Source organism: Radicibacter daui, assembly GCA_030657355.1.
In the GTDB taxonomy this organism is placed as follows: Bacteria; Pseudomonadota; Alphaproteobacteria; order Radicibacterales; family Radicibacteraceae; genus Radicibacter; species Radicibacter daui.
The window spans coordinates 1,156,265-1,171,675 of the sequence record CP131056.1 but is presented as its reverse complement, the minus strand read 5'-3'; the positions used below and the strand labels follow the sequence as shown (position 1 = coordinate 1,171,675).

13 protein-coding genes are annotated in these 15,411 nt (G+C 66.5%); 1 reads left to right on the top strand and 12 read right to left on the bottom strand.

All coding sequences use genetic code 11. The features are described 5' to 3' along the window. From QTL98_RS05540 to QTL98_RS05490, 11 genes are all read right to left on the bottom strand, one after another. The gene (locus QTL98_RS05540; protein WP_445681229.1) at nucleotides 1-4,122 is read right to left on the bottom strand and encodes a type VI secretion protein IcmF/TssM N-terminal domain-containing protein; all 4,122 of its coding nucleotides are present in this window, start codon (nucleotides 4,120-4,122) and stop codon (nucleotides 1-3) included. Further along, nucleotides 4,119-5,009 (bottom strand): DotU family type IV/VI secretion system protein, encoded by an 891-nt coding sequence (locus QTL98_RS05535; RefSeq protein ID WP_445681228.1) that lies wholly within the window; start codon nucleotides 5,007-5,009, stop codon nucleotides 4,119-4,121. Before QTL98_RS05535 ends, QTL98_RS05540 begins: the two co-directional genes overlap by 4 nt. Before the next feature lie 8 nt (nucleotides 5,010-5,017). Then, on the bottom strand, nucleotides 5,018-6,349 hold the full coding sequence (gene tssK / locus QTL98_RS05530; protein WP_445681227.1) for a type VI secretion system baseplate subunit TssK: 1,332 nt from the start codon (nucleotides 6,347-6,349) through the stop codon (nucleotides 5,018-5,020). Nucleotides 6,350-6,410: 61 nt separating this feature from the next. Next, a complete protein-coding gene (locus tag QTL98_RS05525) occupies nucleotides 6,411-6,830 on the bottom strand; it encodes a hypothetical protein (RefSeq protein ID WP_445681226.1) in 420 nt (139 codons plus the stop codon). Nucleotides 6,831-6,874: 44 nt separating this feature from the next. Beyond that, a complete protein-coding gene (locus QTL98_RS05520) occupies nucleotides 6,875-7,744 on the bottom strand; it encodes an SPOR domain-containing protein (RefSeq protein ID WP_445681225.1) in 870 nt (289 codons plus the stop codon). Nucleotides 7,745-7,813: 69 nt separating this feature from the next. Further along, nucleotides 7,814-8,314, bottom strand: a complete 501-nt coding sequence (locus tag QTL98_RS05515; RefSeq protein WP_445681224.1) for an SPOR domain-containing protein — start codon at nucleotides 8,312-8,314, stop codon at nucleotides 7,814-7,816. A 34-nt stretch (nucleotides 8,315-8,348) separates the two neighbouring features. Then, on the bottom strand, nucleotides 8,349-8,831 hold the full coding sequence (locus QTL98_RS05510; protein ID WP_445681223.1) for a hypothetical protein: 483 nt from the start codon (nucleotides 8,829-8,831) through the stop codon (nucleotides 8,349-8,351). Further along, nucleotides 8,821-9,543, bottom strand: a complete 723-nt coding sequence (locus tag QTL98_RS05505; RefSeq protein WP_445681222.1) for a transglycosylase SLT domain-containing protein — start codon at nucleotides 9,541-9,543, stop codon at nucleotides 8,821-8,823. Before QTL98_RS05505 ends, QTL98_RS05510 begins: the two co-directional genes overlap by 11 nt. Further along, nucleotides 9,516-11,525: a PP2C family protein-serine/threonine phosphatase gene (locus QTL98_RS05500; RefSeq protein WP_445681221.1), complete on the bottom strand. Its 2,010-nt coding sequence runs from the start codon at nucleotides 11,523-11,525 to the stop codon at nucleotides 9,516-9,518. Before QTL98_RS05500 ends, QTL98_RS05505 begins: the two co-directional genes overlap by 28 nt. Next, entirely contained in the window at nucleotides 11,522-13,402 is a 1,881-nt protein-coding gene (locus QTL98_RS05495; protein WP_445681220.1) for a hypothetical protein, read from the bottom strand. The genes QTL98_RS05500 and QTL98_RS05495 overlap by 4 nt, the downstream gene beginning before the upstream one ends. Next, nucleotides 13,402-14,277: a hypothetical protein gene (locus QTL98_RS05490; RefSeq protein WP_445681219.1), complete on the bottom strand. Its 876-nt coding sequence runs from the start codon at nucleotides 14,275-14,277 to the stop codon at nucleotides 13,402-13,404. Before QTL98_RS05490 ends, QTL98_RS05495 begins: the two co-directional genes overlap by 1 nt. Nucleotides 14,278-14,463: 186 nt before the next feature. Here QTL98_RS05490 and QTL98_RS05485 point away from each other — a divergent pair, with 186 nt between their 5' ends. Then, nucleotides 14,464-14,790 carry a hypothetical protein gene (locus QTL98_RS05485; protein ID WP_445681218.1) on the top strand — a complete coding sequence of 109 codons (327 nt, stop codon included), beginning with the start codon at nucleotides 14,464-14,466 and terminating at the stop codon, nucleotides 14,788-14,790. Between the two features lie 16 nt (nucleotides 14,791-14,806). On the opposite strand, the gene QTL98_RS05480 is transcribed toward QTL98_RS05485, so the two are convergent. Continuing rightward, entirely contained in the window at nucleotides 14,807-15,367 is a 561-nt protein-coding gene (locus QTL98_RS05480) for a hypothetical protein (protein WP_445681217.1), read from the bottom strand. Nucleotides 15,368-15,411 lie beyond the last annotated feature (44 nt).

Below are 15,411 nucleotides of genomic sequence, written 5' to 3'. Positions count from 1 at the left end.
TCAGAGGTCTCCCGGCGTGTTGGCGGTCAGGGTTGCGGGGGTGAAACGCGGCAGGGAAAGGCCAAGCATCTCGCGATCGAGCTGGGAGGGCGTGTAGGAGGTGCCCTGCTGGAGAAGCGGCACCGGCATCGCCGCGCCCGGCGCAACCATGCCCGGCAGCTGCGGCAGGCTCATGCCAAGCCCTTGGCCAAGCCCCTGGCTCACCCCCATATGGCTGGAAGCAACCGGCAGCTCCGGCGCAAAGGCCGGCAGCCCCGGGAAGGCAATCTTTTCCTTCGTCGTCTGGCCCTGCTCTGTCTTGGAGCGGCTCAGCTCAAGGCGGGCATAGACGCGGGCCGGCAGGCTTGCCGTTGCCGTACCGTCGACAGACGGCGCATCTGCCGAACCGATGGCGACATCGAAGCGCAGCAGCGTACCGGAACTGACTGCCTGCGCATCCGCAGCATCCCCCGGCGGCGCTGTCAGGCCCCGCATCAGCGAATAGAGCGACCACAGCCCGTCAGCCGAGTAACGCGCGGTAAGCCCGTCTATGGTGCCAAGCGTGGAGCCCAGCACCCGTACCGGCACGACCGGGCCGTTGCGGGCCCAGCGCAGTGAGATGGAAGCCGTTTCTCCGGGCGCCCAGGCGACATCGCCGCCGGTGAAGCTGGAGACCTGCTTCGAACCTGCACCGAATGACCATTCGATGATGTCGCTGCCGCCGACCTCGCCCGCGCGGTTGGCACGGAAGGACGGATTGACCATGAGGCTGGTGCCGGCCTCCGGCGCCGCAACCTGCATGAGGAAGGGCCGCGCCGTCGCCATGGCGGAGATGAAGGCTGCCGGCGGCTGCCAGGCCTGGCGGGTGAGCGCCGCTGCTGGAATGGCCGTCGTCAGCACATCCTTGCTGGCATCGAAGGCGGCATAGAAGGCCGCCACATCTTCCCGCCCCGCCGGAGCGGCATTGCCGCCGGCATAGGTAAAGGGAATATGGCCGGCCAGACGCTGGTCGAAGATCTGCTTGATGCTCTGATAGGCAGTGACGAGGCGCTCGTCCTTCAGCTGGTAACAACGCCCGCGGATGTCACGCTTCAACGATTCCAGCGCATCGGCGAAGAAATCGCCGCCCATGCCCGGTGCCGTGGGGTCCCCCGCGCAATTTTCCGCGCTGATGGCAGCCATGTCGGTGCTGATGAAGTTTTCCAACTGCAACAGGCTGGCATTGGGGCGGGCGCCATCATAGGCATCAAGCGCGGCGCTGATCTGAAGCCACTTGGCGGCAACGGCCGTGGCCCTCGGGGTTTGCAGAAGCGGGCGCGAGAGAACTTCCAGCATCGGACCGGCGGTATCGCGGGCAAGCGTGGTGATCTCAAGACGCCACTGGATGAGGCGCTGGCGCAGAGCCGGCAGATCCGGCTGGTCGAACATGCCCGCCGGAGAAATCGCCTCTCCCTGCCAGTTGGCAAGATAGCGCGTGCTCGGGCGATAGAGCTGGTCATCGGCCAGCATCTGGTCCACCCGCTCGACGATGGCGCCGGCAAGGCTGGAGACGCGGTTACGCACCTCGTCCGCCGGCTGGCTCATGCCGATCTGGAGATAGGACTGGATGGTCTGCTCGATGACGGGCACGGCCACCCGCAGCGAGGAGGCATAACCGCCGAGTTGGGCCAGCGAGTTGGTGGCGGCGACGGCGCGCGCATCGATACCGGTGGAAGCACGATCGATGGCGAGGGTAACGCTGGAATGCAGGCTTTCCTGCGCTGCCGAGCGCATGGCGGGCCGGAGAGAGGGCGGCAGCTGTGCCATCTCCTTGGCCTCGAACAGCATGTAGTCGTCAAAGAGCGGCGGCACGCTTTCCAGCGACGCGGAATCCCAGCCATAACCGGAAAGCGGCGCGGCGCTGGCCGTGGTGGTATCCGCCGGCTGCATGAAGCTGCGCTGCAGCCACTGCGCGAGCGTCTGGCGCAGTGATTCCGCCGGAGAGGAGAGCGCAGCGCTGACGCCTTCGGTGCGGGTGACGAGCGGGCCGATGGGGCTATCTACCGCCAGCACCTGACCCTTCACCTCCTCAAACCGACGGCTTGCGAGAGCCTGGACATCGCGCGCCGAACGCGGGCCGAGCAGATCGGACTTTGCCGCCGCATCCATCATCAGCTGGATATCGGCCGGGACCACCGGGCCGGCAGCGCCGAGCCAGGAGGGCTGGCCGGAAGCGAGCAGCGAGCGCGCCTCATCAAGGCCGGCGGAGACTTCCATGAAGCTGGCGGTCGCGCTCTTGCCGGCCTTGCGGCCGGTGACCAGCAGCTTCAGTTCCTTGGAGACGAGCTGCAAGCGAAGACCCGCCTGCCCACCTGCCGCCAGCATGCGCATATAGCCATCGGCGAACTGCAGATAGGTGGCCTGCGCGGCCGGCTGGAACTGGGTGAGATCGATATGGAGATTGGGATTGCTGTAGGGCGCGGAGCCCGGGCCGATCACATCCCAGCGCACCAGATGACCCATGGTCTGCGCCGGCACATTGACGTTCAGCGCATAGTCGATGAGTTCGCGTGTCGAAGCTGGCGGAGTACCGGCGCTCAGCTGGTTATAGGCAAGGGCAAAACCTTCCGCCTCGGCAAGACGGCTGAGAAAACGCGGCAGGGCAATATCGGGCGGCAGGTCGGTCTCACCGGAATTGGAGAGATCGCGCAGCTTGTCCTCGATATGCGCCTTGAGGGCGACCATCACCACATTTTCCCAGCCCGCGCGCATCGCAGCACGGGCACCGTAGGGATCGCGCTCGACCCAGGAAGCGGGCAGGTAAAGGAACGGCTCCGCCCGCGCCAGAACATTGGCGGTGTTGAGGTAACGGATGGCGGCATCGGAGCTTGCCGCCGCATCGACCGGTTTGGTGCGCAGGCCGCCAAAGGCCGACACATCGCTTGCCAGCGCATGCAGTGCCGGCACGGCCGCTGCCTGATAGGCATGAAGCCGCCCGAGCGAGGCGGCGATGGAGGCGGCCCCCGCCATCAGCAGCACGAGTGCCACCGCCGGCCAGGCAAAACGGCGCCACACACGACCCCGGGCACCGCGCAGCGGGCGGGAAAGCCCGCTTTCGGCAAACACCTTCTGCTCGATGAGATCATGCGCGAAGGAAGCGCCGCGATCCGGATCGGGCTGGGCGATGAAATAGACGCCGCGGAAGAAATTCGCCTCATGGAAAGCGGTACGGCGGAAGGCGGTGGTGAGGAAAGCCTTCAGCGGCTCTTCCAGATCGGTCAGGTTCTCGCGGATGCGCAGCAGTTCGGCGCCGCGCGCCCCTTCCATCACCGAGCCGAAGGCCTCGAAGGTGATGGAGAGCACGCCCTGCTCGATGGCCGACAGTGCCTCCCCGACATAATCGCCGGAGAAGGCGGTATCCATGGGATAGGGGAAAGACCAGCCGAGCATGCCATCGCGGAAGCCCGGCGGCAGCATGCCCTCCAGCGCCTCGAAGCCTGGCAGGTTTTCGGTGCCGGTGACGACGACATAGACCGGCACGGCAAAACCGAGCGTGCGCTGGGCCTGCCACAGCAGCGCATAGGCTTCCGAGCCCAGCGCATTGGCGCGGCGGCTGTCGGCAAGGTCAGCGACGGAGACCGTCAGCAGGATGCCGTCAAGCGGCAGCGACGGGCGCTTGCGGCTGACGAAGGAGAGGATCTGCGACCAGAGGTCGGAGCGGCCGGCATTGAGGATGACGCCGCGTTCATAGAAATGCCAGCTGAGCGCATCGCGGCCTGGATCGCCAAGCGGCGGACGGATCTGTTCGCTGGCCGCCAGCAGGCCGCCATCGCCGTTGCTGCCGACACCGACCCGCAGCACCCAGGGCATGAGATAGGGGTTGCGGGCGAAGGACTCCTTCGTGGCCGAGAACCCGTCGCGCATCAGGCGGCGCAGAGAACGCACTTCCTGCTGCTTCTGGGCGGCAATGTCCTCCGGCGTTACGGAGATGACGTCGAGTTCGACCGGCGGCGGCGGTGCGTCTTCCGGCAGTGCACGGGCGGCCTTGTTGGCGCGCACCAGCACGACAACCATGACCAGCACCAGCAACAGCATGAGCACGCCGATGATGGCGAGCACGATATACTGGTCACCAGCCAGCCAGGTGAAGAGCGCTTCCATCATGGGGCGCCTCCCCCGGCCACGCGCAAAACTTCATGCACCGCGTTGGAGGTATCTTGGGAGAACCACATCCACGCAGCCTGTCCCAGCACCAGCCAGCCGACGACGACAAGCGCGGCAATCCACGGCCAGCGCAGCTGGAAACGCCCGCGCCGGGCACTGTCGCCAATGACGGTATGGGCATAGGCCGACGGCACCAGCGGGCGCACGGTGGTGGCAAAATCACCCAGCAGCAGCGGGTCGCGGCCGGAAATCATCTCGAAGAGGCGCTGCGCGTAGCTGCGCACCATCATCTCACCACGCGGGCCCCGGTGACGGCCACGGAAGCCGAGCGACAGGATGCAGAGATAGATGGAAGCGAGCTGGAGCAGACGACGGTCGCCGGAGGCGAGCAGCTTGTCCATGCGCTCGAAAATGCGATCTCCGCCAAGGCGGGACTGGAAGATGCGCTGCTCGAGATGGTTGCTGCGCCATACGTCGCGGCCATACCAGTCGATCTCGTGCAGGAAGACGTCGTCGGCCAGCGCCACCATGGCGTACTGCGCCTCGCGATACTGGGCGAGCATCATCTCCGTCGCCTTGCGGGAGAAGTTGCGCGCATCGGCTTCCAGGAACTGCTGCAGGCGCTCCAGGATAATTTCGGGATCGGGGCGGGCACTGGGGGCCGGCTCATCCGGCTGGTCGGCCTGAGCGGTGACACCCACCGGCGCCTCCAGCAGGAAGGCCGGCATGATCTGCTCATCCGCCGTCGCCACCGGGCCGCCGGCCCGGAGCTGACCGGCGGGCGGCACGGCGCGCGCCCGCGCACCAACCGCCATGCGGTGATGGTTAAGCTCCGCCACAAACGCCAGGAAGCTGTCGAGGATGTCCCGGCGCGGGAGCATTTCCATCTCGCTGGTCATGGCGCGACGTAGAGCGAGATATCGACGGGCCGCGAGCGGCTGCCCAGATTGTCCGGGTTCCACACTTCCAGCGGCTCGCCGGCCAGAAGCAGTTCCTCATCCTTTTCGATCCGGAAGAGCACGGTGCCGCGCGGCACCACAAGGCCGATCTCGCTGTCGGTTTCTACCACCGTGCGGGCAAGGCCCCTCACACGCAGGGTGGCCAGCCGCTCCAGTTGGCTGCGCGAGGCGATGACGGCATTCTCGATCCAGGAAACGATCTCCGCTGCCGACATGGCGGCCGGGCCGCGCACGCCGATGAACAGACGGCCGGCGATCCAGTCCCTGGTCATCTCAAGGCCGAACATGCCACTTTCGAAGCGGAAGCGGATAGGCTCCACCGCTTCGCGCACGCGGTCGACCATGCGGACGATATAGTCCTGGATTTCGCTGAAGGCGGCGTAGGGATCGTAATGATCGTAGCGCGAGAGCTTGGGCGGTACCTTGCCGGTAGAAAGATAGGAGACGTGGCCCAGCAGCGCACACATGCTCTGGTAAAGAATGAAGGGGTGCACGCATTCGACGGCAAGCTGGGCTTCCAGCACCGGCAGCGACACGACCAGGGCGCGGATTTCACCATTCACGTCGCCGCTGCCCGGCGCAGCAACACCGCCATCAACGATGCGCTCGGCCAGCAGCATGGCCTTTTCACGCACGCGGCGGGCAATATCGGCGCACAGGCGCCCGACGGGCGAGTTGGCCGGCACGGCGAGTGCCGGCGGGGCGTAGTTTTCCACCAGCGCAAAGCTGTCATTGGCGAAGGTAATGCGCGCGATGGGCAGCGAGACGAGACGCTGCGGCGGCATATCGCCCGGCGTGGGGATGGCGGTGAGCGCAAGGCGCGGGCGCAGGCGCGGCACGGGAATTTCCTCGCCGCTGTTTTCGTCCGCCACCGGCTTGCCTTCGCTGGAGCGCCAGCGCTGCGCGCCCCCCCAGCTGCCCGAGCGGGCGGCGGGCACGGTGATGAAGATGGTGATGGGCGCCTGGGCGAGCGGATCGCCCATCGGGCCGATATCAAGCTCCAGCGGCTCGGGGCTGGTATTGTCGTGCCAGACGGTAAGCCCGTCGGGCATCACACCTTCCAGTTCCAGCACGCGCACCATGCCGGAGACCAGCGCTACGCGGTCGAGCAGGAGATGGGTAATGCCCCAGGGAAAAGCCGCGACCTGATCGAGGCGCACAGAAAGGGCCGTGCTGGCACGCAGCGCTTCCTGCTGGAAGTGCTGCGGGGCGAGCAGCATGCCCTCATGCCAGTCGATCGGATCGGGTATGTCCCTGACAGTGCTCACGCGAAATGGTCCGGCTTGTTGGAGGGCTGGGTGACAGGAAATAACGGGAAAAAGGGGGACCTTATTTTACGACCGCATCCACCGCTTCCAGACGCAGGGAGACACTCGGTCCCTTCTCGGCCGGGAAGACACGCAGGCGGTGGGCACCGGCGGTGTGGTAGCTGGTGAAAACGATGCCCGCCCAGGCGGGCGAGGTTGAAGGTATCTTGTCCTCCAGCGTCTGGCCGGGGACGATCTCCCAGCCATAGACGCTCAAATCCTTGGGATAATCCGCCTCGAACTGGGCGCGCTGCTGGAACCATTGTGCAGCGGTCAGCGCCAGCAATTTGTCGACAAGCGCCTGGTCGCGCACCAGCAGGAGATCAACGGCAACGGGGCTGTTGTCATTGGCAGCCTCAACCGCCGTCAGCGAGACACTCTCAAAGGTGAGCGTCGGAGCATCCTTGGTTGCACAGCTGGCGAGGAGGACTAGCGCGGCCACCGCGACGCTCCGGCGTGCGGCCTTTATGAGACGGGGGGAGACGCTCAAAACCCACTCCCACCTTCGCTGACGACCGAGCCACCGTAACCCCGCGCCTGCAGGTCGCGCAGCGCCATTTCGGCGGCGCCCCTGCCCTCGTAACTGCCGGACTGGACGAAAGACCAGTAACGCCCGCCATCGGAAGCAACGGCAACCCGCGCTGGCACACCCCGGCGCGACAGCTCGCCGGCAAAGGTGTCAGCATTGGCCGCCGTGGCAAAGCGGCCGAGACGGATCGTCCAGCGCTCGCCACCCCAGGCGGCAGGCGTGACCATTCCGCCAGCAACAGCACCGCCGGTGCCGGGGACGGAACCGGAAACGGCTGAAGGGGCCCCTGCCCCGCCCGTCGCCACCCTGCCGGCCGACGCGGAAGAACCGGAAGCCGCCGGGGCATTGCCACCGTCGCTACCGTCACCGCCCGGTTTCACCGCCATTGCGGCCGCTTCAAAATTATCCTCGACAACGTTGCCGAGGCTTTCCTTGGCATTGCCTTCCGCCTTGTAGAGGGCGGCGCCGGCAAGCCAGGGGACATAATGGGCAATGGAAGACGGGAGCACACTGGCAACCGCATGGGAGGCGGCTTCAACCCCGGGCTCGACCGCTTCTTTCGTCGCGTCCACCGCGCTGTCGCCCAAAAGGTCGCCAGCCTTGTTCTTCATGATGTAGACACTGGAATCATACTGGACGGAAGCCTTGCGGCCCGCTGCGCCGACAAGGCCGCTATCGCCCTCTTCCGCCCCGTCCGCCGAGGCGACCTGACCGCCCGCCGTTGCCTGGGCGGCTGAACCGGAAGCAGACTGGCTGGAAGCCGGGGACCAAAACAGGATAGCGCCAAAGGCAAAGGACAGCGCGGCGATCATGAAACCGCCTGCCATGAGAGCGACTGCCTGTCCGGTCCCAAGCGAAAACCTGCTCACTTCGCCCCCCAAGGCGATTGCCTCCGCTCACTTGGCAGCGGCAGCCGGTATTTCGGTTACCACTACCCCGTAGACGGAAGTCTTTCTTTCGACGTCCGGAAGCCGGGCTGCTGCCTGCCGCGGATCGTCAAACTTCCCAGTCCTGACGTGGTACCATGCACGTCCCCCTGCATCCACCGTTTCCACCAGTTCTGCTTCAATATCGCGCTGACTAATGGCCGCCAGATACTCACGAGCCTTGTCCAGACTGCGGAAAGTAGCCAGTTCAATTGAGAAAACTGGCCAGTTTTCTGGCTTCGCGGCGTCTTCGACTCTTCGGGGAGGGGGCGGGGCTTCTTTTGTCGACTTATCGCCCGTTTCCGCATTGTCCGGTGAAGGATTAGTGACACCGGCCTGATTTTCAACGGGACTCGGAGCCGCCTGCACACCCGAGTCTCCACCGCCGGAGCCGCCCAGGAAGTACCATGCGGCCCCGCCGGCTGCCGCGAGGACCAGAACGGCTGCAATAATGATCGCGACAACTTTCAAAAGACGGCGACTTTCAAAATATAGATGGTCCACCTCACCGGCAACACAACCCGCTGCATCTGAGGGCGAGAGTTGGCAGCGGCGGCAGGTTGGTCAGGCGGTTGAGTTGACTGGAAAGCTGGTTCGCCAGCTGGCCCGGCAGACCGGCGAGCTGGTTGAGCGCCGCCAGACCCGGCGGTGCCGGCAAATTCATCGAGCTGGGCGACATGGTGAAGCTTGCCTGGGGCAATGCCGGCAGGGTCGGCGAGCGCAGGTTGAGGGCCGGAAAGCTGGGGCCGAGCGCCGGCAGGGTGGAGAGACGCAGGCTGGGCAGACGGTAATTAACCGTGGGGGTGACCAGCGACGGCGTGCGGAAATTGAGCGCCGGCGGCGACATGGCAAAGGACGGCTGGCCGCAGAGCTGCGCCGCAACCGGCAAGGGCAGGATCGCAGGCAGGCCAAGGGAAAACACCGCGAGCAGGGCAACGACCGAACGGCGGGGTCTTATCGGGGTCCATAACAGGCGATTACTGGCCACGACCATTCTCCCCCTGCTGGTTGCCGGAGGCCGGGTCCGGCGCGGCGCCGGCCGGCAAGCCGGGGGTGGCGGTCACCATGGCTCCGGGGATCGGCGCCGCACCGGCACAGGCCCGGGCGGTATCCAAACTCACGGTCTGGAAGCCCAGCGAAGCGCGCGTACGGATGACCTTGCACAGATAGATGAGCTGCGCCGTGGGGTCTGAGGCGTGATAGTGCTGCACGGCACTGACCCAGGAACCGTAACGCTGATGCAGGCTGACCAGATAGGCCGCAGCGTAGCGCACATTGGCGGCCGGTTGCAGTATCTCCTGCAGATCGTGGAATTCCTGTGCGTGCCAGCGCAGGTAAATCTGCATACAGCCCATGGCGACCTGATCGCCATAGACGGCGACGGCGCGGCGGGCGAGCTCCTGCGCGTCCGCCTCGGTCAGCATGTAATAGGGCTTGCCGCCGGCATTGATGGTCCAGGGCCAGGCCATGCCGTAAATGCCGGTTTCCACCATCGCCATGGCCTGAAGCAGCCCTTCGGGAATGCCGAATTCAGGCTCGGCCACGGCCGCCAGCGAGCGGCAATCGCCCGCCTGTGCCGGCCGGGCTGTCAGCCCGAGGCCCAGCAGGGCGGCGCAAAGCAAGAGGAAAAAGCCCCGGCCCCAGCGTCCCCCATGGCGGACCAGGCGGCACATCAGGCGAGGAAACGTGCGATCACGCACACGCCATCCCTGACATTGCCGACGGCACCCGGATCGAGCAGCCCTTCGGACTGAAGCGCCGCCAGCAGGCTGTCGACGGAGATATCGTCTGCCGCGCGCAGGCCGGAAAGCAGGCGGCCAGGGGCAACCGCAGGCCCCACATTCTGGGCCACACCCGGCGCATAGAACATGACGGCGGAGCGGCGCGGCAGCTCAAAACGGTGCTCGTCCGTGGTGCCATCGCCGTCATAATCGACATCCTGGATGGCAGTGCCGGAGAGCTCGGCGGCATCGCCGAGGCGGCGCACCGCTATCGGCGGCGCCATGGCATGCGAGGCCCAGACCAGATTGCCGGTGCCGGGTTCGATGATGGCGGCGGTGAGGGCAAAATCCTCCCCGTTCTCTTCCGCCCGCAGCTCGGCACGCGTTCGTGTCAGCGCCTCGCCGGCATCAAGGCCGGCCAGCAGCAGCGCCCGCATCGAGGCGCGGGCGGTGCCGGACTGGAAACCGCCGACAAGGCCGCCCACGGCCGGCTGACCGAGGGTCAGCCCCAGCCGTTCCTCATCGATCCAGAAATAGTCGAAGAAGGCGCCGTCCAGCTCTGCAGCCGGGACAAGGCGGCCCTTAACCTCGATATGGGGGTTGGGCAGCAGGCCGCGCGGCAGCATGGCCTGCTGCATGGAGCGGGCGACTTCCATCTGCTGCTGGAGCTGGAAAAGCTCGGTGCGGGTGCCGAGCGCAGCGCGCAGTTCGTTGACCAGCCGGTCCAGCTCGCGATGCTGCTCGCTGACGCGCTGGGCCATCACCTCGACAGCCGCCGTGAGCGCTGCATCGCCGCCCGCCTTGCTGCCGCCTTCCTTGCCATCCGGACCACCGACGGCGAGCGCCTCTATCCGGGCCAGATCTTCTTCCAGCGTACGGCGACCGTCAGCGGACAGGGTTTCCGCCATCCGCATCATCTGCGCACGAATGAATTCCTGCTGGCGCGACCACTGGCGGGCGCGCTGCGCCTCGCCCTGGCGCGACTGGCGCACCCGGTCACGGAAGGCAACAACCGCGCGGGCAAGCTGGCCGGCCTCATCATTCCGTTCGGCGCCCGGCACATCGACATTGGTGTTGCCGGCAACAAGCGTGCTGAGCCCGTCCGCGGCTGTCGCCAGCGGCCTGAGGCTGCCGGCGGCAAACCAGCGGCCAAAAGCAACCACGGCAATGCACACCGCGACGATGGCCGTGAGGGACAGGAGATCCATCACATTCAGCACGCGGTCATAGGTGGTGATATCCCGCAGCACGACGAGATAACCGAGCGCGGTACCGCCGGGCTGGCGCAGGGTGATGGATTGCAGGCGCAGGCGCTGGGTATCGTGCGTCAGGTCGAAGACGTTGGAGGTCCGGCCGGCAAAGTCCGCCGACACCTCGGCCCACGGCAGGGCGCCATAGGAGGACAAGAGCTTGCCATCGGGATCGATGACATACCCGGCACCGCCGAGCGCGCCCACCGTTTCCGCCAGCGGCAGGCTGAGTTCCACTTTCGCGGCGAAGGCACCCTTGCCGTCGCCCTGCCGCTGAAGCGGACCGACCGCCACCATGTAGATGCTGCCGCCGGAAGCAACGAGCGTATGGAACCCGCGCCCGCCGGCGATGGCCTGGGCAACACGGCGGGCCGGAATATCCGCCACCTGCTCGGTTGCCGGCCATACGCCGATCATCTGCGCCAGATCATCATAGAAGGTGATGCTGCGTACCCCGACGCCGCTCAGAGTCGCAAGGACACCGGCAGGCTGGATGTCGGGGCGGGCGAGCTGGGCGGTCACCAGATCGATGACAGCGCCGGCTTGCCGGTCGAGCGCAATGGCCCAGCTGCTTTGCAGCGCCCGCTCATGGGCATCGGTGGTGAGGGTATCTTCCACCACGCGGCGCACGACCGTGACACCGATGGCGGCCAGTGCCACCGCGCAGGAGCAGATGACGAACAGCAGGATAACGCGGCGCCCGATACTCATGAGGCCCTCCGCAGGGTGCGCTCGCGCAGAAGGACGACAAGGCCGCCGATGAGGAGGAACAGCGCCGCCGCCGCCGCACCGGCAAACAGGATGACCGGCACCGGCTGACGCGGCGGGTCCAGCGTGGTCAGCACACCGGCGGCAAGGCACACCGTCGCCCACGGGAAGAAGGCCCCGCCCCGGGCACGGGCAATCACGCCGAAGGCGACAGGAAGCCCGGCGCCGATGATGGCCGCACTGCCCACCACGGTCCCCAGCGGATCGATCGGGAACCAGAACAGCCCCCCGAGCCCGAAGAGCGCCAGCGGCAGGGCAAGCCAGATGACCGGCGCGGCCAGCGCCCCCCGCAAGAGCACCAGCACGATGCTGGCAGTAAGGCTCGCTATGCCGGCGGCAAGCCAGATCGCCATCAGCAAGCCGGCGCTGCCTTCAAGCGACCAGGAGAAGGCCAGCCTGAGGCCGGTTTGCGACAGCCAGACACCAAGCCCGCCGAAGAACAGCAGCGCCGGCAGCAGCTCGATGAGTGCCAGCAGCTTGCCGGTCATCGACCGTGTCTCGCCGGCCGGTACCCGCGGCAGGCGGGTGTTCCTCAGCCCGAGAGCGGCCAGACCACCGGTAACGGCGATACCCGCGACCCAGACCAGTGCCGGGAAACGCAGCTGCTGTGCCAGCACGGCAATACCAAGGCCGGCAAAGATCCCGAGAAGCCCGTGCCAGGCGGTACCGGCCCGCGCCACCACATGGCGCGCCGCCAGCATCTGGGCGCAGGCAGTGGCGGCGAAGGTTCCGACACCGAGACAAACGGCAACAGAGGGCGGCTCGCCCAGCCAGGGCAGCGCGATCAGCGCCGCGAGTGCGAGCGGTGCGAAGATCCACAGGCGCAGCCAGCCGAACAGCTCATGGATGAGGCAGGCAGCCGCGGCGGAGCCCAGCAGAATGAGGAGGAGATGAGGCGCGGTAACGAACCCGGTGGCAAAGGCCTGCGTCGCCAGCAGGGCCAGCAGGGCACCAAGGCGGAAGATGGCCGGGCCGGCCAGCAGATCGCCATGATCGAGCTTCAGCTCGCGCATGCCGTCAGGGGCAAAACGGCCGATAAGGCCGAGGCGCTGCTCCAGCCGCTCCATGGCCGGGGCGGCAGCCGGGTTGTAGCTGTAGTCGCGCACTTCCCACAGGTAGGAACGGCAGGTGGCAACCCGCTCATTGACGGCGACCAGCAGCTGGTTGATCTGCTCAAACACCAGCGAGAGCGGGCCGGGCTCATCCACCGGGGCGCGGGTATCGAAGCGGCGCTGGCTCATGCGAGCCTCCAGCGCATCGGCCACCTGCATCGGGCACAGCACGGAGCGCCGGAAGGAGGAGAGGATGAACTGCAGCCCGAAGACAAGGGAGATGGCGAGGGCGATGAGGAAACTGAGCCCCGCCTGCCCCAGCTCGCCGCTGACAGTGGGCTGCCGGTAGACCAGATCAAGCCGGCCGACGACCTTGCCGGCCGAGGTGATGGGGAAGCTCTTGCTCTGGGTCGGCATATCCGCCGCCATGAATTCTGCCCCGGCCGGGCTGCCGGGCGCCTTGTAGCTGCCAAGCTCATGCCCGTCCGCCGACGTCAGGCTGGCACTGAGGATATAATGATAGGCCGCCAGATCGGCGCCGAGGAAATCGGAAGCGCCCACCGCCTCATCCAGCGGTACGCCGAGATCAAGATAGGCCCCGATATCGCCGGAGAGCGAATTGCCGATGATATCGAGCCGGGTGGCGGTCGTCTCATGCACCATCTTGCCGGCAACCAGCGTGGCCGAGGCGACGGTGAGCGCCCAGGGAATGAGGGTGACGACGACACCGACCATGATGAGCAGCCAGAGCGAACGCAGGGGAGACATCAGGCAGCCCCTCCCTCGGCCGGTTTTTCCTGTGCCGTTGGATCGGACGGCGCTTCAGCGGCGGCTGTTGCCGCGTCCTCTTTTGCCGGGCCGCAAGTCGGCTGGGCGGTGGCACCGGCCACCCCTTCGACCTTGTCGATGCGCGCCGCCTCCGCCTCCAGCTGTTCCATGTCCCAGATGGCGGCCGTGACGGCGAGATCGCTGGGGCTTGAAGATTTGTCCGGCACCTTGCCGGCGCTCACCAGTTCGGCTGTTGCCGCATGCAGCCGCGCCATGCGGCCGAAGCGCAGGCCCAGCGGATGCAGCGCCAGTCCGGCGGCCGGTAGCGCCAGCAATGCCAGCACGGCAAGCGTGCCGAAGCCGATAAAGACGGGGCGCTGGGTAGCAGAGACGACATCCACCAGCACGTCGCGGCGCAGGCCGCGGGCGATGACGGCGCCGGCGCGGGTGCCGAGCGGTGTCAGCAGGACGCGGCCAACCACCATTTCGCGGTCGGTCAGCACCTGCCAGTAATCATCGGCCGGGGCATCGTTGCGCTGCCAGGCGGCGGACACCGGCGAACCGATGCTCTCGCCGTCAGTCGAGAACATCACGATATTGTCGGCATCGACGATATAGATTTCGGCATTGCGCTTGGCGCTGATGGCCAGGCTTTCAATCAGCCCCTGCAACGGGGCCTGGGTATCGAGCGGATAACCAAGGGCGGTGCGTGCCGCCGCCGGCGCCACCACGCGGCCCACCAGCGTCTCCAGCAGGTCCATGCCCTGACGGGTGTGAATATTGATGAGGGCGGCAAAAAGCGCCACTATCACCAAGGTCTGGGCAATCGCCGCGCAAAGCCAGATGCGTAAAGCGAGGCGTCCAAATCCCCTCATCTCTCCCCCTGACCCTCGGCGGCGCCTGCACCCCGCGCGATTTATCTTCTTCCGGCCACGTTTATCGCCCAGACACGTTTAGCTTACAACTGAATGCGGGGAAAAACCTGCGTTCGATTACAAGAACTTCCCGCTGGCCTCTGCCGCCGGGACCCCAGACCCGAGTATCCGGAGCCCCGCCTTACGATGAGTCTCGACCGCCGCCTGCATGCCATCCTGGCGCGCCTGGAGAAAAGCTCCGGCGGCGAAGCGGTAGCGGCGCTGAGCGCACTGGAGCGGCTTTTGCCCGACGGCGCCTCGCTGGCGGATGTGCTGTTCGTGGGCCTGCACCATATGCGCCAGGACATTGACGACCCTTCCATCGTCAAGGAACTGCGGCGCGTTGCCGAGCGCGCAGACAGCGCCGAGCGCCAGTCCGCTCAGGCGCAAAAAAGGCTGGACGATACCGAGCAGGCGCTCGACCGCACGCTGGCGGCGCTCGCTGAGATTCGCCGCGACCTGCAGCGGCGCTAAGGTCAGTCAACCGCCTTCAGGGGTCTATTTCAGGCTCGAGATCGGTATAGACCGAGAGCAGCGACACGCTGGCCTTGACGCTGGCAAGGCGCATCACCGCCCCCTGCCCCTCCAACCGGTTCTCGCTCCACTCGCCGCCGATCTGGCGCCAGTGAACGGCGAGCGGCTTACCGGCGGAAAACAGCAACACCTCGCGGATGCCCTTCTGGCGCTTGTAGATGGCAAAGCGCCCTTCCTCCGCCGCATCGAGCGCGGTGGCATCCTCCACCACCAGCGCGATCAGCGTGTTGTCATAGCGCCGGCCGACCTTGGGCGGCGTGGCGACGATGACATCGGCAATGCGGAAATGATCGGCCCCGGCCTCGTCCGTCCAGGAGACGCCGCTGCCAAGCTCTATGCGCTGGCCGCTCTTGGCACGGCGCACGGCCCCGGAGAGTGCACCGAAGACGGAAAGGCAGCGCCCGACCCATTCCTCTGAACGGAGGGGAAGCTGCACCGGCTCGCCGGCCACCAGCTCCTGCCGCCAGCTGCCGGCCGCCATCATCGGGTTGGCACTGACAAATTCGGTTAGCCGCATGGCCCTGTTCCGCCTCTTTAGTGCTTTTCCGGGATCATAGGAGC